This is a genomic window from Thermoactinomyces sp. DSM 45891, assembly GCF_900119485.1.
Lineage (GTDB): Bacteria > Bacillota > Bacilli > Thermoactinomycetales > Thermoactinomycetaceae > Baia.
In genome coordinates this window covers 19,145-39,706 of record NZ_FPJZ01000021.1, presented here as the reverse complement: position 1 = coordinate 39,706, position 20,562 = coordinate 19,145, and the positions used below count along the sequence as shown (strand labels likewise).

20 protein-coding genes and 1 pseudogene are annotated in these 20,562 nt (G+C 39.6%); all 21 read left to right on the top strand.

Features of this window, described 5'->3' with window-relative positions:
- On the top strand, positions 1–276 hold a 276-nt coding region (locus BT147_RS15630), incomplete at its 5' end, for a hypothetical protein (protein ID WP_177239833.1).
- Positions 273–635: a hypothetical protein gene (locus tag BT147_RS13295; protein WP_072336320.1), complete on the top strand. Its 363-nt coding sequence runs from the start codon at positions 273–275 to the stop codon at positions 633–635. The genes BT147_RS15630 and BT147_RS13295, both read left to right, overlap by 4 nt.
- Before the next feature lie 12 nt (positions 636–647).
- Complete coding sequence (locus BT147_RS13290; RefSeq protein WP_072336317.1) at positions 648–1,079, top strand: hypothetical protein; 432 nt, start codon at positions 648–650, stop codon at positions 1,077–1,079.
- Between the two features lie 405 nt (positions 1,080–1,484).
- Positions 1,485–1,688 (top strand): annotated as a pseudogene (locus BT147_RS16050) (tRNase toxin domain-containing protein); the annotation flags it as partial.
- A gap of 13 nt (positions 1,689–1,701) precedes the next feature.
- The gene (locus BT147_RS13280; RefSeq protein ID WP_072336312.1) at positions 1,702–2,193 is read left to right on the top strand and encodes a Cdi1I family immunity protein; all 492 of its coding nucleotides are present in this window, start codon (positions 1,702–1,704) and stop codon (positions 2,191–2,193) included.
- 518 nt (positions 2,194–2,711) lie between these two features.
- Positions 2,712–3,125, top strand: coding sequence for a hypothetical protein (locus BT147_RS13265; protein WP_083426568.1), 414 nt, complete (start codon positions 2,712–2,714; stop codon positions 3,123–3,125).
- A gap of 193 nt (positions 3,126–3,318) precedes the next feature.
- Positions 3,319–3,645 (top strand): hypothetical protein, encoded by a 327-nt coding sequence (locus BT147_RS13260; protein WP_072336303.1) that lies wholly within the window; start codon positions 3,319–3,321, stop codon positions 3,643–3,645.
- Positions 3,646–3,735: 90 nt separating this feature from the next.
- Positions 3,736–4,299 (top strand): restriction endonuclease subunit S, encoded by a 564-nt coding sequence (locus BT147_RS13255; RefSeq protein WP_072336301.1) that lies wholly within the window; start codon positions 3,736–3,738, stop codon positions 4,297–4,299.
- 17 nt (positions 4,300–4,316) lie between these two features.
- Positions 4,317–5,909 carry a type I restriction-modification system subunit M gene (locus tag BT147_RS13250; RefSeq protein ID WP_072336298.1) on the top strand — a complete coding sequence of 531 codons (1,593 nt, stop codon included), beginning with the start codon at positions 4,317–4,319 and terminating at the stop codon, positions 5,907–5,909.
- Positions 5,899–7,113, top strand: coding sequence for a restriction endonuclease subunit S (locus BT147_RS13245; RefSeq protein ID WP_072336295.1), 1,215 nt, complete (start codon positions 5,899–5,901; stop codon positions 7,111–7,113). Before BT147_RS13250 ends, BT147_RS13245 begins: the two co-directional genes overlap by 11 nt.
- Before the next feature lie 21 nt (positions 7,114–7,134).
- Positions 7,135–10,266 (top strand): type I restriction endonuclease subunit R, encoded by a 3,132-nt coding sequence (locus tag BT147_RS13240; protein WP_072336292.1) that lies wholly within the window; start codon positions 7,135–7,137, stop codon positions 10,264–10,266.
- 565 nt (positions 10,267–10,831) lie between these two features.
- A complete protein-coding gene (locus BT147_RS13235; RefSeq protein WP_072336289.1) occupies positions 10,832–11,323 on the top strand; it encodes a Cdi1I family immunity protein in 492 nt (163 codons plus the stop codon).
- Between the two features lie 429 nt (positions 11,324–11,752).
- The gene (gene alaS, locus BT147_RS13230) at positions 11,753–14,377 is read left to right on the top strand and encodes an alanine--tRNA ligase (protein WP_072336286.1); all 2,625 of its coding nucleotides are present in this window, start codon (positions 11,753–11,755) and stop codon (positions 14,375–14,377) included.
- Positions 14,378–14,448: 71 nt separating this feature from the next.
- A complete protein-coding gene (locus BT147_RS13225) occupies positions 14,449–14,700 on the top strand; it encodes an IreB family regulatory phosphoprotein (RefSeq protein ID WP_072336325.1) in 252 nt (83 codons plus the stop codon).
- Between the two features lie 14 nt (positions 14,701–14,714).
- On the top strand, positions 14,715–15,155 hold the full coding sequence (gene ruvX, locus BT147_RS13220) for a Holliday junction resolvase RuvX (protein WP_072336282.1): 441 nt from the start codon (positions 14,715–14,717) through the stop codon (positions 15,153–15,155).
- A gap of 5 nt (positions 15,156–15,160) precedes the next feature.
- On the top strand, positions 15,161–15,472 hold the full coding sequence (locus BT147_RS13215; RefSeq protein ID WP_072336279.1) for a DUF1292 domain-containing protein: 312 nt from the start codon (positions 15,161–15,163) through the stop codon (positions 15,470–15,472).
- A 5-nt stretch (positions 15,473–15,477) separates the two neighbouring features.
- Positions 15,478–15,735: a DUF1292 domain-containing protein gene (locus tag BT147_RS13210; RefSeq protein ID WP_072336276.1), complete on the top strand. Its 258-nt coding sequence runs from the start codon at positions 15,478–15,480 to the stop codon at positions 15,733–15,735.
- Positions 15,736–15,862: 127 nt separating this feature from the next.
- A complete protein-coding gene (mltG, locus tag BT147_RS13205) occupies positions 15,863–16,915 on the top strand; it encodes an endolytic transglycosylase MltG (protein WP_072336273.1) in 1,053 nt (350 codons plus the stop codon).
- 282 nt (positions 16,916–17,197) lie between these two features.
- A complete protein-coding gene (mltG, locus tag BT147_RS13200) occupies positions 17,198–18,235 on the top strand; it encodes an endolytic transglycosylase MltG (protein ID WP_072336270.1) in 1,038 nt (345 codons plus the stop codon).
- Positions 18,236–18,366: 131 nt separating this feature from the next.
- Entirely contained in the window at positions 18,367–19,806 is a 1,440-nt protein-coding gene (locus BT147_RS13195; protein WP_072336267.1) for a sensor histidine kinase, read from the top strand.
- Positions 19,803–20,489, top strand: coding sequence for a response regulator transcription factor (locus tag BT147_RS13190; RefSeq protein ID WP_072336264.1), 687 nt, complete (start codon positions 19,803–19,805; stop codon positions 20,487–20,489). Before BT147_RS13195 ends, BT147_RS13190 begins: the two co-directional genes overlap by 4 nt.
- Positions 20,490–20,562 lie beyond the last annotated feature (73 nt).

The following is a 20,562-nucleotide window of genomic DNA, read 5'->3' as shown; positions in this document are numbered from 1 at the left end:
GCCGTCAAGAAAATTGTAAACAATGTCAAGAAAGCAACCCAATCTGCCACCAAATCGGTTTCGCAGTTTATTAACGGAGCCAGAGATCGAATCAACAGTAATATCTTCACTCTGGGACTTGCAGATTTAAGTGACCCTAACGAGGAAAAAGGAGTCGCTTATCACGTAGGAGCCGTGGCAGGTGATATCTTCTCCATGTTAGTTGGTGTATCTGCCGGGGCACAGGAGTTGCAGGTGGTGGAGCGAAGAACCTGGGGCAAGATATTAGTGAATTGATCAATATGTTCTCTAGAGGTGGAGGCTCCAGACCTAGTGCTAAAGGTCTCTATGATAAGGATTTCGAAGACTTTCTCACTGATAATTTAGGTGGGAGTGGGAGTTTTAAGAAGGGAGGAAGAGAGTTTGATGGTGGAGTAGGAAATAAATGGTGGGAAGCTAAGTCAGGTTCTTATTTTGAAAGTAGAGTTGACAACCCAGCCGAGATTGGAAAATTTAAGTCTGATATGGGTTCAAGATTGCAAATTGCCAAGGAAAATGGTGCAACGTATGAGCTGTATTCAAATGTACCTATTCCTAAAGTATTTAAAGATTACATGAACAAAAAGGGCATTCCATACCATGGATGGCTTGATTAAGGGGGAAGAGCTATGTCAGTAGAGTCGTCTATCGATTTCCAATTGGTGTATAGAGACAGTACAAAGATGGTATTATTTCAAAGTCTAATGTCAAATGGTTGGAAATACCATGATGAATTCGGCAAAGTCTTTTATTTACCAGTTGGGGATATTGATGATTACGATTGGCAGCGTGAAAAGATGAGTCTTGACCAGTTACAAGAGTTGGTTCAAAGAAAGATAGATCAGAACGAGGTGATTGGTATCACTATAACATGGGAAGACACGGATGTTGGAGGGGATTTCTTGATTTGGCCGGATGGAAACTGTTCCTTCATGGTCAACAAGAATCGAAAAATACTGATTGATAGAATCACAGATATCAGTTGGTATCTATCAAAGCTAGTTCCAGCGATTAACTCACGTGGTATTCGGCTGATTGAATATAAAGTGAGTGAAATGTAGCCGCACTTGACACTTAGAAAGTTTGTTCTAAAAGTAACAGGCAAGTCATTCGACATCCCTGTTACTTTTTTTAAGTGCGCCCAGTATGGATGATGAGCTTAACTCAATTACGAGAAATAATTAAACAACTGAGAACGGATGATGTAACCGTGTATCATTGTCTTTTTACAGATGGTGATTTCGGTCCAGATGCAATATAAGCGGTGAGATATTAGTGCCTCATACTACTATGATAAATCGGGAACCCAATCCTCCACAGAGGAATACACTCTTGATGCGAATATCAATCTTGTACAAAAAACAAAAGACGGTGTACTCTCTACCTACAAGTACGATAAAAACCGTCTCATCGAGGAAACAGAAGCAGGTCTTGCATCCAAGTATCTATGATCTGGACGCAACCGAGATATTTTGAGGAAAGTAAAAGGTGGATCTAATGAAATAAATAATCAGGCTTTAAATCACTTGAATGAAATTCTGGATGTACCAGGTTCTTTTACAAGTGTTACAAACAATAGAGGGACCTCTTTCTTAGAAAAACAATTACCAGATGGACGAGGGATCAGGTTAAATTTGGATGGTACCTTTAAGGGCTTTATTGATCAGTAAGGGGGAGGGTTCCATGGAATATATCGAAATAATTTTGGTTGATTTTCCTAGGAAACATCTTGATCCGCTAGTATATGATGTTTTTAAAATATCATCAGATTTTGTGAAGTCATCTAATTTCTACGATAATCAAGCTGGAAAATCTATCGATTACGTTGATTTGGATAGTATCGAAAGAGTTCTACGACCTAAAGGTAGTGGTACAGTCTTGTTGAACGAGTTGAATTTGGGTGTGACAATGAAAAATGTTCTGGTTTTATTCTCATTTGATGAGGAGCATGGTGATATTTTTATACATGTAGAAGAAGAGGAGTTCTATAAAAATGAGACCGACTATCGTAAACTCCTGATCTATCTGTTTAAAATTCAATCCACATTTCATTTGGAACAGATCCGAATTGGATTCGAACCAGCTACAGATGAGGATATGCGTATCTTGGATATCGATTGTAATTCAGATATGGAACAATCGATTGCCCAATTACTTCATTGTCTCCATACTTGATGCGAATCTAGATTTTTAACGGCTTCTTCTCCATGCTAGTTGGTGTATCTGCAACTGTAGGTGGAGGCGGCGGTGCGAAGAATCTGGGGCAGGATATTGGTGAATTGATCAATATGTTCTCTAGAGGTGGGGGCTTTGCTAAACAGAACTATAAGGATATAGCTAGAAATTCGAGTCCTTCAAAACTGATAGAGGATTTGAAATCAAAAGGGTGGAATCCTTGTTGAGTCAGGTGGAAAGAAGAGTGGTCCAGCAGATATTCTTGTTGATCCCCAGACGGGAACCAAAATGCGCATTCATCAAACACCAGAAAATGGAAGGTCTTACTTTAGGGTTCAAAACAAGGGTGGCGGATATCTTGATGAACATGGAGTGTTTCCTAGTAGTGCAACTAGGCAAGAGCTAAGAGACCTTACGCATTTTTATTTTGGCGGATAGTTCGCTGAATCTGTGCATTATTCGCCTCTATTTTTAGGATAGTGCATAGATTTAAAATCAGAGTAGAAGAGGTTTTTTAAATGATATTTTCTAGAGATACAAAAGAGATTATGGAAGAGTACGATTTTACTGATAGTTTTATTGAGAATATTCGATGGGAAAAAAACTTGCTTGATTTATCAATGGATGTTAATTACTTTTGGACTGAACGAGACGGAGAAAAATTGTTTCTGAAGATCATATTTAAAAACTGTTTAAAGGCAGATTTTAATATGGTTGAACAATTTTTGGATGTTCCTAGGAAGGAAGTAAAAGAAGCTCATATAGGAAGCTGGTTTACTATTGTGAAATTCATTTTGAATGAAAAATCACCTCTATTATCCCAGTGTAATAGGCCTGATATAATACATCTAGATATCTATACGGTAGAACTTGATAGACCTTGGCTATCCATTTTATGTACAGAAGTACAAGTAGAAGAAATAAAAACATAGTATCAAGTACTTCTATTGAAAAGAAAGTTGTAAAATCGCTTCTGGGCTTCGGTATGGAGGTGATTGTTTTGTCAAAAGGATATATAAGCAGGAGGAGAAAGATTATGATTCCTTTTAACATCTATGAAACTCGTGATTATTTTCATAAAAAGAAACATCAATGGCGATGGCTTGATAAGGTGTGGCCTCCGGATTGGTGAGAAAAGATCGTCGAACCGATCCCTTAATTCATCTATACCTTAGACAAAAGGAATTCTATCAACAAGGTGACGTTTATCTTGGATGTATCGTACAAGCAAACGAATTTCTATTTGATCCACAGAATAGATGGAATTGTCCGGCGGCAGTCCTTTATACACAGGATGACTATTATTATCAGCATCCTGAAGAGCTGGCACAATTAGCCCACGATTTATATTCTGTAAAAGGAGAAACAGGGTATGTCGAAAATGTACAGATGTTTGCAGATATGCTTGCAAATGAATTCTCCAAGAACGTAATTCTTAAAAATTACATATAAACGATTGACGGGATATTTTTAGGGTGATATGATCTAAATGTGATCTACATAAAGTAATTTCTAAGAATTACTTTTTTGGAAGGATAGAATATGAAACTTGATGATGTTGTAACAGTTAAAATCGGAAGAAATCTTTCTAGAGGAAATGAGAAAGATGATCTAAGTCTGATGGCTTATTCGTTTGAGGATTTAAGAAATGATCTGGATGGTTTCTTTCTCGAATCCCATGCAAGTTCTAATTCCCATCAGGATGATAGCTATTTGAGTTGTGTAGGAGATGTTGTTTTCAGCTTTGTTAGTTCCAAAGCAGGGATAGTGAGTGAGGTAAATCAGGGGAAGATCATCAACCAAAATTTTGCGAAACTCCTTATTACCCATGATGATCAGTTAGATCGTAATTATCTCTGTTATGCGTTGAATGAATCGGGTTACATGAGAAAACAAATGGCTGTTTTTATGCAAGGAAGTACTGTACCTAAGTTAACTCCCGCCATTCTCAAAGAGTTGGAAATTCGGCTACCGAGTATCAAGGAGCAACAAATCATTGGTAACACATATTTCCTCTTTCGCAAGCGACAAGCCTTAGCGAAGAAGCAAGTGGAACTAGAAAAGAAATTCTATTTAGAATGTTTGAATCGAATGGAAAAAGAATAGATACGGGGGAAGACCACATGTCTAAATTAAACATAAAGTTGTATAGTGCTGCAGACAACTTACGAAGCAAAATGGATGCATCGGAGTACAAGAACTACCTCCTAGGATTGATTTTCTACAAGTTTTTATCGGACAAGTTGTTACGAAAAGTAGTGGAATTATCAGGTGAATCACTAACAGAATACAACATATCAAAAAAACAAACGGACTTGTACAAGAAAGCATTAGCTGACGAAGATCAGAAACAGAATGTAAAAGAAACGCTGATCGATATATTGGATTATGAGATAGAGCCAAAATATTTGTTCAGTGAATTAGTCGAACAGGCAAATAAAAACATATTTCAATTGAAATCGCTGAAAGAAGCGTTTAATCATTTATCTATCCAATACGCGCACTTTAATGGGCTGTTTGATGATGTGGATTTACAATCAAAAAAACTAGGAGCCGATGAGCAACAGCGTAACATTACCATTACCGAAGTACTGAAGAAACTGGATGATATCGATGTCATGGGACATAATGGCGATGTCATTGGAGATGCGTATGAATTCTTAATTGGTCAATTTGCTTCTGAAGCGGGTAAGAAAGCAGGGGAGTTTTACACCCCACATGAAGTATCCGATATGATGGCTCGTATCGTCGCAATCGGTCAAGAGAACAAACAAATATTTGGTGTCTACGATCCAACCATGGGATCAGGTTCATTGATGCTAAATGTCAGGAAATATCTCAATCGCCCCAATAGTGTGAAGTATCATGGGCAAGAGTTAAATGCCACGACTTTTAATCTTGCGAAGATGAACTTGATTCTGCATGGGGTCAGCAAAGAAGATATGCACTTACGCAATGCGGATACCTTAAACCAAGACTGGCCTACGGATGAGCCCTATCAATTTGATTCTGTCCTGATGAATCCTCCTTATTCGGCAAAGTGGGCATCTCTTCAGACCTTCTTAGATGATCCGCGCTTTAGTCGATACGGAAAGTTAGCACCGAAATCAAAGGCAGACTTTGCTTTTTTGTTACATGGATTCTATCATTTGAAGGATTCGGGAACCATGGCGATTGTCTTACCACATGGTGTTCTCTTCCGTGGAGCAGCAGAGAGGGCGATCCGTCAGAAATTAGTAATGGATGGAAGTATTTATGCAGTTATTGGTATCCCAGCCAATTTATTCTATGGAACCGCCATTCCCACAACGGTCATTGTATTGAAGAAAGGTCGTACCTCTCGTGATGTTCTCTTTATTGATGCAAGTAAAGAGTTCGTCAAAGGAAAGAATCAAAATAAACTCTCTCAAGAAAACATTGACAAAATCATTGATTCTTATAAGAATCGGAAATCTGTAGAGAAATATGCCTATCTCGCTAGTTTTGATGAAATGGAGGAAAATGATTTTAACCTAAATATCCCTCGCTATGTGGATACCTTTGAAGAAGAGGCACCGATCGACATGGCAACCATTGGTGCACAAATCCAAGACATTCGCAAAGAGAAAGCCAAGTTAGACGCGAGTCTCTACGACATGATTTCATCCCTACAATACGAGGAAGAAAATGAAAAATGGATCAAGGGTGCATTAGAGGTGTTTAACCATGCCAAGTAGTAGTATACCGGAGATTCGATTTGCTGAGTTTAGTGCGGAGTGGGAAGAGCGGAAGTTACGGAATTTTGTTCAAGACTACGTTGAGAAAACCTCGATTCAGAACCAATATCCTGTGCTAACTTCATCTCAAAAGTATGGAATAACGTACCAAGAAGATTATTTTGCAGACAGACAAATAACAACTGAGAGCAATATAGGATATTTCGTATTACCAAGGGGTTATTTTACATTTAGATCACGAAGTGACAATGGTGTATTCAAATTTAATCGGAATGATCTGGTTGATAAGGGAATTATAAGTTACTTCTACCCTGTATTTAAAATATCTAATGGAAATAGCGATTTTTTTCTGTATATGCTCAATTCAACCATAAAAAGACAAGTTGTAGCACAAGCTGAGGGAACAGGGCAAAGAGTTCTTTCATTGAACAAATTTAAGTCGATTAATGTGGTTGTACCGAAGATACAGGAACAAATCCAAATAGGTACCTTCTTCAGACAGCTAGACGATATCATCACCTTCCATCAGCAAGAGATAAACACACTCCAACAAACAAAACAGGGTTTCTTGCAAAAATTGTTCCCGAAAGAGGGAGAGTCTGTGCCGGAAGTTCGATTTGCTGGTTTTACTGGAGAGTGGGAAGAGCGGAAGTTAGGAGATTTAGCGAATTTCTCCAAAGGTAATGGATATTCAAAAAGTGATGTGATTGACGAGGGAAATCCAATCATTTTATATGGGCGGTTATATAAACAATATGAGACTGTCATTGAATCTATCGATACATTTGCTCTTAAAAAAGAAAATTCCGTAATAAGTGAAGGAAACGAAGTGATCGTTCCATCTTCTGGAGAAAGTGCAGAGGATATTGCAAGAGCATCTGCTGTGTGTAAACGGGGGATCATTTTGGGTGGGGATTTAAATATTGTACGACCTAGTAAGGAAATCGATCCAGTATTTTTAGCTCTAACTATTTCGAGTGGTAGACAACAGAAGGAATTAAGCAAACTGGCTCAAGGGAAATCAATTGTTCACTTGCATAATTCAGATTTAAAAAAAGTTAATCTGGTCTTCCCGAAAAGAGAAGAACAAATCCAAATCGGCATCTTCTTCAAACAGCTAGATGACAGAATCACCATCCATCAACGTGAACTCGAGATTCTCCAGCAAACCAAAAAAGCCTTCCTACAAAAGATGTTTGTTTAATTAGCAGAGGAGAGAGCCAATATGAAAAAGATCGCATATCAAACGGAAGCCGAAGTGGAGCGTCGTCTGATCGAACTATTGGGTGAGGGTCAACACCAATGGACATATCGTCCCGATTTAAAATCCGAAGCCGATTTATGGAAGAACTTGCGTAAGATCATCACTCAAAACAACTTAGCTGAATTGGGGGATCATCCAATTACGGATAAAGAGTTTGACATGATTAAAGTGGAACTCCTATCAAAAACACAGACCCCCTTTGATGCGGCTAAATGGCTCAAAGGGGAAAATGGCATTGCTCGTATCACGATTGAACGAGAAGACGTATCACTTGGCTCTCTGTCCTTAGAGTTGTACTCCAATCATGCGATAAACGGGGGAACCTCTACCTATGAAGTGGTTCATCAGATTGCCAAGCAAAAAGTGAGCGTAGAGGGTCGGAATCGCCGATTTGATGTAACCCTCTTAATCAATGGGTTGCCTATTTATCAAATCGAGTTGAAGAAGGTCAATGCCAAAGATGGTGTATTCCAAGCTTTTCATCAGATCAAGAAATATGCAGAAGAAGGAGTCTTTCGGAATAATATCTTTTCGACCCTTCAATTATTTGTGATTTCCAATGAGCAAACCACTCGGTATTTTGCGAATGCCTTGCCTAAGGACATGCATAAAAATTTGATCTTTACTTGGCGAACAAAAGATAATCGCAGAGTAGAAAACCTTTATGAATTTGCGAAACAAACTTTATCGATTCCCGATGCCCATTACTTGATTGCTCGCTATACCATTGTAAGTGAAGATCAAGATAAGAGGACCTTAATGGTGTTACAACCCTATCAAATTCATGCGATTAAAGCCATTTTTGCCAATGCCTGTAAGCATAAATCGGGATATATCTGGCATGCAACTGGTTCAGGAAAAACACTAACTAGTTTTGTTTCATCGAAGCTACTTGCTCGTAAAGGCGGTGTCGAACGTACGATTATGCTCGTAGACCGAACAGACTTGGATAATCAGACGACTTCGGAATTTACGAAATTTGCTTCTGAGTTTAACACCGGTCTTTCATCGGGGCATGCGAAGTCGAACAGTTTGATTGTTGCAACAGAGAACGCGCGCGAGTTGAGACGCTCTTTGTTGTCTGATACCAATTTGAATACGGTGATTATTACGACACGTCATAAATTACAAGATGTCTTAAAACAGGAAAAGCGAAAAGGCACGCAGCGTTTTCAGAAACTGCTTGGACAGCATATTATTTTTATTGTAGATGAATGTCATCGAGCAGTAAGCGCAGAGGGAATGGAAGGGATCAAAGAATTCTTCCCGAAATCTACATGGTTTGGCTTTACAGGTACTCCGATATTTGAAGTAAATAAGAAAGCGAAGAAAGGAAAACTGGCTCGTACCACTCATGATCAATATGGAGAAGTCCTACACACTTATACGATTAAGAATGCATTAGAGGATGGTGCTGTTCTAGGGTTTCAAGTAGAGCACGAAGATACGACTGATTCTGCAACTGTACATACTTATATTTTTAATAAGCTACGTCCAGATAAGAAATATGACCATTTGAGTGATGAGGAACTACATCAACGAATCGATCAAATGGACGATATGGAAAGGGAAAGCGAAATTCCATCCGCTGTTTTCGAAAGGGACGATCATATTCAAAAAGTCATTCAGAAGATTTTCCGACCGGATAATGCTTATGTGAAATTTGATTTCCAGAATGGTCGTCCACAAAAGTCTGCGATTCTTACGACGAGTTCCATTGCGATGGCGAAACGCTACTATCAAGCAATTCAAGAGATGAAGAAGGATCCAGATTGGTTGAGCAAGCAGTCGATTCGAAAAGGACGTATCATGGATGACCCTGACTTCCCACGCATTGCCATTACGTATTCCTTAGAGGAAAATAAAGAGAACGCCAAGCAGATCGAAGAGGAAATGGCAGAAGTTATGAAAGAGTATAACGACTATTATCAGACAGCTTGGTCGATAAAAGATATGAAGCGTTATAATAACGATATCAATAATCGGTTAGCACGTAAAAAAGGAGAGTTCCAACAGTTTGGGAATCATCTGGATCTTGTGATTGTCGTCGAACGCTTATTAACTGGATTTGATGCACCCACCGTTCAAACGTTATTTGTAGATCGACATTTAGAGTATGCGAATCTGATTCAAGCTTTCTCACGAACCAATCGGACGTATCCCAATAAGGCAAAGGGCTTGATCGTAACATTTCGTAAACCGTCAACAGCCGAACAACAGGTGAAAGATGCAACGAAATTATATTCACAGACACAAGAGGAAACGAAGCTGGTTTATCCGACTTATCAGGAATCGAAACATCGCTTCGATAAGGCACAGCAAAGCTTAATCCAATTAGTCCCCCATCCAACGAATATGACAGAGCACGCTCCTTTAGAAAACAGAATTCTGTTTATGAAAGCTTTTCAAGAATTAAACAATGCATACGAAGCGTTAGTCACATATGATGAGTACAACAATGAGATAGAGAAATCAGATGTACTTCGAGAGCAATTGAAGACGCTAGAAACGTATGTGGGGATTTACCATACAGTGAAGGGGTCCTTAGTAGAGGAAGGTGATCAAGAAGCGGAAGCTGATTTTTCAGATATTGAATTTTATGGAGAAAATTCGAGTAAAGTCTATGATATTGACTCCACCTATATTGATCTATTATTGAAGACATACTCCGTGGATAATCAAGATATCCGTAACACGATTGAAGAAGCATTTCTGAAATTGAAGAAATCCGAAAAGGTGAAGGAAGTATATCGAGAGATATTACATGCAATAGATACCAAAGAAATCAATCAAAGAGAAGATGTTTTAGCTGTCAAACGTGACTTCTTCACACGAGCACAGAATCAAGAGATAGAAGTATTTGCCAATGCTTGGTTTGTCGATAAAGAAGCACTTCTATTATCCGCAAAGCAATATGATATGGGGTCAGACGAAATTCCCCATATCAGAAAAGTCATTGAGAGTACGGAGTTTCATAAGTATAAAGCCATACATCCGGATGCGAACCAATGGAACTACGGGCCCAAATTGAAGCGCCAATGGAAAAAACTCTTAGATGAAGTATATGTCCCTTTGGATGATGAGTTGAGATAAATATAATCTATGTGGCATATGTAAACGGAAGTTGAGGTCATCTAATGTCATTAAGTGCGTGATCAATCCGTGATCATTTGCCTGTTTTTAAGCGGATTCCAATTAACTACAATCGCCAAACCTTATATGTATCAAAGGGTTCAGCGATTGTAATTAGTGATACTATGAAGAAAGCACTCTGACTACGGATCAGAAGGTCGAGGGTTCGAATCCTTCAGGGCACGCCAAATTATAGAGACCCCGCTTACGCCAGAATCCCTTGGTATAAGCGGGGTTTCGCTATGTGTGTAGGCTTGTGATTATTATAAGAATAGACTGGATAATTCATTATATTTTCCTGTTTCTGGATAACTATGCTATATAGTGTTATCTAATTCGATCTAATGCTATGTAGTGCGTGATCAATCGGTGATCAGTTTGCTGTTCACTTGAGGGTTAATCAGAAACTCACATTGATAATGGAGACCGATTTAGTATCCACACGGGTATGCTAGTCGACGACGTATCTGCAACAGAAGGAGAAGTAAAGAATTAAGGTCAATTGATCAGTAAGGAGGTTACTTCTTTGGAATATGTCGAAATCATTCTCGTTGATTTTCCTAGAGAATTACTTGATCAGCTAGTTTGTGATGTTTTTAAAATTTCTACTAGCTCTGTTAAATCATCTAATTTTCACGATAATCAAACAGGAAAGTCCATTGATTACGCTGAGTTGGATAGTATTGAAAGGATTCTACGACCGAAGGGTAGTGGTACCATTTTTTTGAGTGAATTCACTCTAGGTGTGACAATGATAAATACCTTAGTTTTGTTCTCGTTCGATGGAATTAAAGGCGAGGTACTCATTCATGTAGAGGAAAATGAATTCTACATGAATGAGTATGAGTATCGTAAATTGTTAACCACTCTTTTTAAAATTCGATCCACCTTTCATTTGGAGCGAATTCGAATTGGATTTGAACCCGCTACGGATGATGATATGTGTGTTTTGGATATTGATTGTAATTCAGATATGGAACAATCAGTTGCCCAATTACTTTATTGTCTTCATTCTTGATACGAATGGTTTCATACGAAGAAGGTTTTCTTTGGCATAAATAAAGTTGCTCAAAATGCTTACCTTGTACCAAGCCAGCTTTCTAGAGATTTTCACGAAGCCCTTTTATTTCATTTTTCATTTGTGTATAATACTCATAAATTGTCTAACCAAATTACATGAACATGTTGACAGAACCAAGCTTGTGTCTAAACCGTCAGAGAAGAGAGCCAGTTGCTGAGAGGCTTTCTCGGATCGAGTCACGAGGTAGCCAGTTCTTGAATGCAGCTAATCCCTGCCGGCAATGTGCCGTTATCTACATACGAGGGGCCACTTTAGATTTCGTAAGAGGGTGGCAACTAGGGTGGTACCGCGGGAGTAGTCTTCTCGTCCCTAAGATGGGATGGAAAGGCTTTTTTTGTGTTCACATAATAAGGAGGAGTCGTACATATGAGAGCAACCGAGATTCGCCGTAAGTTCCTTGATTTTTTTGTGGAGAAGGGTCATCAAATCGAGCCTAGTGCATCACTTGTACCGGTAGATGATCCAAGTCTACTATGGATTAACTCAGGAGTAGCGACGTTAAAGCAGTACTTCGATGGTCGCCTTACACCTGAAAATCCTCGTATCACGAATTCCCAAAAATCGATTCGTACCAATGATATTGAAAATGTAGGATATACCCCACGTCATCATACCTTTTTCGAAATGCTAGGGAATTTTTCGATCGGTGATTATTTCAAAGAAGAGGCGATTAAGTGGGCATGGGAGTTTTTGACGAGTCCGAAGTGGATGGGTTTTGATCCAGAAAAACTCTCTGTAACGATACATCCAGACGATGAAGAGGCGCTGCAAATCTGGCATACTGAAGTTGGTATTCCCTTAGAGCGCATCGTGAAGTTGAAAGAAAATTTTTGGGATATCGGGGAAGGTCCATCGGGTCCGAATACGGAAATTTTCTATGATCGTGGAGCACATCTTGCCGATCCAAATGATCCAGAAAACTATCCGGGTGGAGAAAATGATCGCTATCTAGAAGTGTGGAACCTCGTATTTTCGCAGTTCAATCATAATCCTGATGGAACCTATACTCCGCTACCAAAGAAGAATATTGATACAGGGATGGGCTTGGAGCGTATGGCATCGATTGTGCAGGGTGTCCCGACCAACTACGATACCGATTTGTTTATGCCGATCATTGAAGCAACTTGCGCGAAGGTAGGGGTGCAGTATAGAAAAGATCCACAAACGGATATTGCATTAAAGGTAATCGCTGATCATGTTCGTACGATTGTATTTGCTGTATCGGATGGTGTTCTTCCTTCTAACGAGGGTCGAGGCTACATTCTTCGTCGTTTATTGCGTCGTGCGGTTCGTTATGGGCGCAAATTAGGGATGGAACGTCCTTTCCTATATGAGTTAACGGAAACAGTTGCTTCCATTATGTCAGACTTCTACCCAGAACCAGTATCGAAGCGAGAGTTCATTGAAAAAGTGATTCGGAATGAAGAAGAACGTTTCCTCGAAACATTATCGGATGGACTTGCGATTTTAGAAGAGTTGGTTGGACAGGCAAAGGCAGACAATCGCGATCAGATCAATGGGCCTGAAGCATTTAAATTGTATGATACCTATGGATTCCCAGTCGATCTAACGGAAGACTTCGCTCGTGAACATGGACTCGGGGTAGATCGTGATGGTTTTGAACATGAGATGGAAACACAACGGGAACGAGCTCGTGCCGCGCGCCAAGATGTAGGCAGTATGCAGGTTCAAGGTGGAGCTCTCGCAGATTTAGAAGTAGAAACTACCTTTGTGGGATATACTTCTTTTGAAGCCCAAACACAGGTTCAAGCGATCATTTTCGAAGATGAATTAGTTGATTTGTTAGGTGCTGGTAGTCAGGCACTGGTGATTTTAAAAGAAACTCCTTTCTATGCAGAGAGTGGTGGGCAAGCAGCGGATCAGGGAGTGATCTTTACAAACGATGCCAAGTTACGCGTAGAAGGCGTACAAAAAGGGCCTCGTGGTGAGCATGTCCATCAGGTTGTAGTGGAAAAAGGGATCATTCGTAGCGGGGAGCAAATAACAGCTCAGATTTCTCAAGAGTTACGGAATGAAACGGTGAAAAACCATACCGCTACCCACTTACTCCATAAAGCCCTAAAGCAAGTTCTAGGTGAGCATGTAAACCAAGCTGGATCACTTGTTACTCCAGATCGCTTGCGTTTTGACTTCAGTCACATTGGATCGATGACCGCCGACGAGATCCATGAAGTAGAGCGTCTGGTAAATGAGCAGGTATGGAATAATCTTTCAGTGGATATCTCCATTAAAGGCATCAATGAAGCCAAAGAAATGGGAGCAATGGCGTTATTCGGTGAGAAATATGGTTCTGAGGTTCGAGTGGTTCAAGTGGGGGATTACAGCCTAGAGTTGTGTGGAGGGACTCATGTAAAGCAGACGGGTGAGATCGGCCTCTTTAAGATCTTGAGTGAGAGCGGCATTGGTTCGGGTACTCGCCGGATTGAAGCGGCTACAGGACGTAGGGCTTATCAGTATCTTGAGCAACAAGCGGGCTTGCTTCGCCAAGTAGCAGAAGCAATTAAAGCGAAGCCAGAACAAGTGTTAGATCGTGTAGAACAATTACAGGAGAATATCCGTGAAGTGGCTCGCGAAAATGAATCCCTACGGGCGAAACTAAGCCAAGCAGCCGCAGCAGATCTACAAAATCAGCTTATAGAAGTAGGAGGGGTTTCTGTCTTATCAGCTCAGGTGGAAGCAAAAGATATGGACAGCCTTCGGAAGATGGTAGATGATCTTCGTCAAAAGGTAGCAGAAGGAATCATCGTTTTAGGTTCGGTAAGTGGGGATAAGGTGAATTTTGTAGCTTCTGTTTCGCCAAAATATGTTCAAGAAGGCTTCCATGCGGGTAAACTAGTGAAGGAAGTGGCTACCATTTGTGGGGGTGGTGGCGGCGGTCGCCCTGATTTAGCACAAGCAGGTGGTAAAAATCCTACAAACGTGCAAAAAGCTATATCCTTTGTTCACGAATGGATAGCAAATCAGCACTAAAAAGAGGACATTTTTTGTTTGAGAAGAAAGGTATAAAAGTTGGTCATCTGGGAGAGGAGAGGAACGAATCTATGGATGAAACCCAAAAGTTTCAGTTTCGTGGAGATGATGCTGAAGTTTCCGCACGCGATGTACTGTTATTCGTTTATGATGCCTTAAAAGATAAAGGCTATAATCCGACTCATCAGATCGTGGGTTATCTTATCTCAGGAGATCCCGCCTATATCCCGCGTTATAATAATGCACGTACCATCATTCGAAAAGTAGAACGAGATGAGCTGATTGAGGAATTGGTCATCGCTTATCTTGAGCCGAACAGCTAGAGAGGAATCACGGCATGAATTTGTTTGGGAGTAATGGTCAGCCCCGAGTTCTCTGTCTGGATTTAGGAGAGCGCCGGATTGGCGTGGCTGTAAGTGATTTACTTGGTTGGACTGCCCAAGGAGTAGAAGTAATTGACCGGAAACATTCGATTCCTTGGCTTGAGCGGTTAGATCAGCTGATCAAGGAATATGAAGTAACCGAAATTGTCGTGGGATTACCGCGGAATATGAATGGTTCTATTGGCCCACGAGGAGAAGCAGTTCAAGTAATTGCAGAGGAAGTTGCAAATCACACCTCGCTACCTGTAAGATTGTGGGATGAGCGTCTTTCCACTTCAGCAGTAGAAAAAACGCTTATATCTGCAGATGTAAGCAGGAAAAAGCGAAAGAAAGTCGTAGATCAACTAGCGGCATCATGGATCCTTCAAGGATACTTAGATGCACACAGGAGGTAACACACATGTCAGATCAAGAACAACCGATTGTATTAGGAGATAATGAGGATTTTATTCCCATCATTACAGAAGATGGCGAAGAGTTACTATGTGAGAAAATCTTAGAGCATGAAAATCCAGAAACAGGCCGCAAATATGTATTTCTCGTTCCTGTAAGCGAATCAGACGATGATGAAGTACAGGATGTGTTTCCGTTTCGTTATTTAGAATCAGAAGACGGCTTTGAACTACAAGCTCTAGAGACAGATGAAGAGTGGGACGAAGTAGAAGAAGTTTTTAATGCACTAATGGAAGCTCTTCCAGAGGATGAAGACTAAGCCTTATGTTTCAATCATTTCATGGGGAAAAATATGGATATCCTTTTCAACGTTCCGAGATGGAGGTCGAGCACTATCGACGCCTTCATCAATTTGAACATGAAGATCAAACCTATTACATCTTACATCGGCAACACGATCCCACAGATGATGTATATCTCTTTCGATTAGATCAAGATCAATTGACGGAGATTCATGATGTGGCAGAATGGGAGCATGTTGCAAATTATATAGATGATCAATATTTCCAGAAGCTACTCTAAAGAAATGTAAAAGCCCACTCCTGAACCACGAGCTCAGGAGTGGGCTTTTTGAAATCCCCGTTTTTTTACGGTGATAATGTGTTAATATAGAAAAATACCGAACAGGCCCTATCGAGAGGAGAATTTGATGAGGTGGGTTAAAGGAGTTATTTATACTATTTTATTAGTAATTGGATTTGCAACAGTAGGCTATTTCTATATTGATTATACATTGCAAAGTCCGAAGCGTGACAAAGAGACTGTAATCGAGGTTCCTGAGGATACGTCGTTGAAGCAAATTGGTCAAATATTGAAACAAAAAAACCTGATTCGAGATGATCGTTTTTTTCGGTACTATGTGTTTTTCCGAAGTAAAACGAATCTCATTGCAGGGACGTATATTATTCAACCATCGGACGACATAGATAAAATTATTAATAAGATATCGGCAGGAAAGCAAGATCTTGTTACGATCGAGGTTCCAAATGGATTTGATGTAGAAAAAATTGCTCTCCGCTTAAGTAGTAAGCTAAATATTAAAAAGGAAGATTTCTTTAAAGAGGTGAATCGGCAAGAGCCGAGAACCAATATCGAAAAGGAGATCCCGACTAAGCCAGGGCGTGTTTATAAATTAGAAGGGTATCTCATGCCTGCGAAGTATCAATTTAAAAAGGGAGTAACCGCACAACAAGTTGTCGATCAAATGCTAAACCAATTCGAAAAGGAATTAGAAAAACTGGATTACAAAAACAAGTTGCAAGAGAAGAAGCTATCTTTAGATGACTGGGTGACAAAAGCATCTCTCGTAGTGAAAGAAGGTGCGGTGGATAAAGAATACCCGATGATCGCAGGTGTCATTGAAAATCGACTGACTGATACGAAACGCGAGTGGAGATTACAGATCGATGCAGCTATCGTATATGCATGGGCATTACAAGGTGAGAAAAAGGAACGACTCATGAATAAAGACTTAACGATCGATAGCCCGTATAACATCTACGAAAACAAAGGACTCCCCGTAGGGCCCATCGCTAGCCCGGGAGAAAAAGCACTAATGGCTGTACTAAACCCAGAGAAGTCTAAGTACTTCTTCTACGTGGCTAAAAATGACGGCTCAAACGAACACTACTTCAGCGAAACCGATGCAGAGCATCGAAAGTTCATCGAGAAAGCGAAAGAAAACGCGAAAAAACATCCATAGTACTCGTTATTTCATAAATGAGTTGAACCTCCTGCTGTTAGATATAGAAATGAACAGCAGGAGGTTCTTTTTTATTATGTTTATACATGTATGAAGTACTTCTGTCTAAAACACCACCCATTTTGTTTATAATGTTTATATACAAAATGTCCTGGTATAAAATCGATGAAAATTCATAACAAACATGTCAAACTATCCTATCAATCTCTAGTATTAGTCTAATTAAATTATGCTAATATTAGATGATATTAATTTGAAACAAGGTCGGAAAGGGAGTACCTAATGAAATGGCTACCGAACACTGTTTATACACTTCTATTGATTATCGGATTTGCACTAGTAGGGTATTTCTACGTTGACTATACCCTTCAATCTCCCACCCGAACAAAGGAGATCGAGGTTGAGATCCCTCCCAAAAGCTCAGTAAAGACCGTGGGCAGTATTTTAGAGAAACAAAAAATCATTCGTGACGATCGCTTTTTTCGCTACTATGCAAAATGGAAAGGGAAAACGAATATCATGGCCGGATCGTATGCCATTGGAAAAGAGGAAAACATAGATAAAATCCTCACGACTCTCACTACTGGAAGAGAAAACACAACAAAAGTAACGATTATCGAGGGTTCTACAGCGATTGAAATTGCCGAAACCTTGCATAAACAGATAGGTACGAATAAGGAAGAATTTTTAAAGGAAGTAAATCGTACCAATGGGAAATTTGCCTTTGAAAAACAAATTCCAGCGAAACCTGAGATTAAGTATAAATTAGAGGGCTACTTATTTCCGAGCACCTATCAATTTCACGAGGAAGATTCCCCAAAAAAGATTGTAGACACGATGCTTAGTAGGTTTGAAAAGGAGATGAAGGAACTAAATGTGATCACGACCCCGTCTGAACAAATAGGAAAGCCCTTACATGAGCTAGTGACGTTTGCTTCAGTACTAGAGCGAGAAGGTCAACAGAAAGATGAATTGCCTAAGATTGCTGGAGTGATTGAAAACCGACTTGCTAAGCGTATGAGGCTTCAGGTGGATGCGAGTGTTGTCTATGCGATTCAAATCGACACGGGTAAAAAATTGACACAGGTGATGAAAGCAGATTACAAATATTCCTCTCCCTATAATACATACCAAATTCAAGGATTTCCCCCAGCCCCGATCGGAAGCCCAGGGGCAAATGCCTATCGAGCGGCACTTTCCCCTGAAAAGCATGACTATCTTTATTATGTGTTAAAAGAAGATGGCACAGGGTACCATGATTTTACCGTGAATTATCAAGACCACCTAAAAGCGGATCGAAAAGCCAAGTATCGAAGATGAGTGGGAAAACAACTATGGGTAATGGCCGTAGTTGTTTTTGCTGTGTCATAATTTTGATTAGAAATATGTTATGATGACCATATTACAAATGATTCAATTGAAATTTTAATAAATAAGAGTGAGTGAATGACATGTCTATTAAAATGAGGTTCCTTCTGTCCTACGTCGGAGTGATCTTTTTTTCGATCATCCTACTATTGACTGCTGGTTTTTTAATCATCTTTGCTATAACAGGTGATGCAAAATCGATTGAATCTCTTTATAAAAAAACATATGTACAAAAACCTCTGACCACAGAAGAGGAGAGTATTTTTCTTGACTTAAAGCTCCTGGCTAAAAATAATGCGAAACAGCTTTTGAATGAGAATGAAATTAGGAGTTTTGAACAAGAGGATATTCAGATCGTGGTTAGAAAAGGGATGAAAATTGAGTATGCCTCTCCCAGCCTTGATAGGCAGGTGTTGGATCAATCCCTTCCAAGGTTTGAAAAAACAAATATTAATACGCGAGACACCATTAAAATGAATAATACTTTCTTTACATATGTGAAGTTTGATTTCTATTTTCCAGACAAAAAGGAAGGTAGTATTTTTGTATTGAGAAAGGCAAGCTCCTATACTGAACTAATTCGCGAATTCTTCCCCATTTTATCAGGTCTATTGCTCATTTTATTTATCATGATTATTGGTATCGTGAATTATTTTGTTTCCAGAAGTATCATTAAACCCCTTGATCATCTAAAAAAGGCTGCCGAAAAGATAGCGTCTGGAGACTTAGATTTCGCTATTAAGTCTACCTCACAAGATGAAATCGGGCAATTAAACGGAGCATTTGAGGAAATGAGGAGTAGGTTAAAGAAGTCTGTTAATATTCAAATTCAGTATGAGGAAAATCGAAAAGAGCTTCTATCTAACATTTCACATGATCTAAAGACTCCGATGACTTCCATTATTGGTTATATGGAAGGGATCAAAGACGGTGTAGCAAATACACCCGAGAAGATGGAGAAGTATGTATCAACGGTGTATGTAAAGGCAAAGGATATGGATTCATTGATAGATGAACTATTTCTGTTTTCGAAGTTGGATCTGAAAAAGGAGCCTTTTCACTTTGAGATGGTTGAGTTAAATACATATCTGGAAGACTATGTAGAGAAACTTTATCTGGATCAGGGTATACGCATGGAGCTTCATCTTTTATATCACCCTATCTATGTGAGAGCCGATCGAGAGAAATTAAAAAGAGTTTTAGCAAATGTAATCAATAATTGTGTGAAATACATGGATAAGGATGAGAAAATCATTTCTATTTCGTTACATGAGCGGATAGAAGATCTAATGGTACAGATAACGGACAATGGAAAAGGAATAGAATCGGTGGCCCTACCATTTATTTTTGAACGTTTTTATCGGGCGGAACAATCGAGAAATTCACAGACAGGGGGAAGTGGTTTAGGTCTGGCCATTGCCAAGCAAATTATCGTGGAGCATGGCGGAGAAATCTGGGCTACGAGTGAGGTTGGAAAAGGAACAAGTATATGTTTTTCATTAAGGAAAGGTGACAACAGGTGAAAGAGATATTATTGATTGAGGATGATATTAGCATAGCTGAGTTACAAAGAGATTATTTAGAGATAAACGATTTTCGTGTTGATATGGAACACACTGGTGATGCAGGTCTTAGGAGAGCAAGGGGCGGGGGTTATGATTTGATTATCTTAGACATCATGCTTCCGGGATTAAATGGATTTGAGATATGTAAAAAATTGCGCTCTGTCACAGATGTTCCTATTTTGCTTGTATCTGCTAAAAAGGAAGATATTGATAAAATTCGTGGATTTGGATTAGGTGCGGATGATTATATTACCAAGCCATTTAGCCCGAGTGAACTGGTAGCTAGGGTGAAGGCACATATCATGCGTTATGATCGCTTATCTGGGAAAGATACTCATTCCAATACGATTTTTGTTCATGGGATCACGATCGATCGATCCGCTCGAAAAGTGTATCTGAACGAGGAGGAAGTGCCATTTACGACAAAAGAATTTGATTTAATCGTGTTTTTCGTGATGAATCCAAATCAAGTATTAAACAAAGAGCAGATCTATCAACGGGTGTGGGGATTGGATTCTGCTGCTGACGTCTCTACAGTGACTGTCCATATTCGAAAACTACGTGAGAAAATTGAACAGGATGCTTCGGAACCAAAGTTCTTGGAAACGGTGTGGGGAGCAGGATATCGCTTTAATGTGTAGAACTCGTCGCAATATGACGGGTTTTATTAATTTTTTTTAAGAAGTACTTTAGATGGATTTTATATTTATGTAC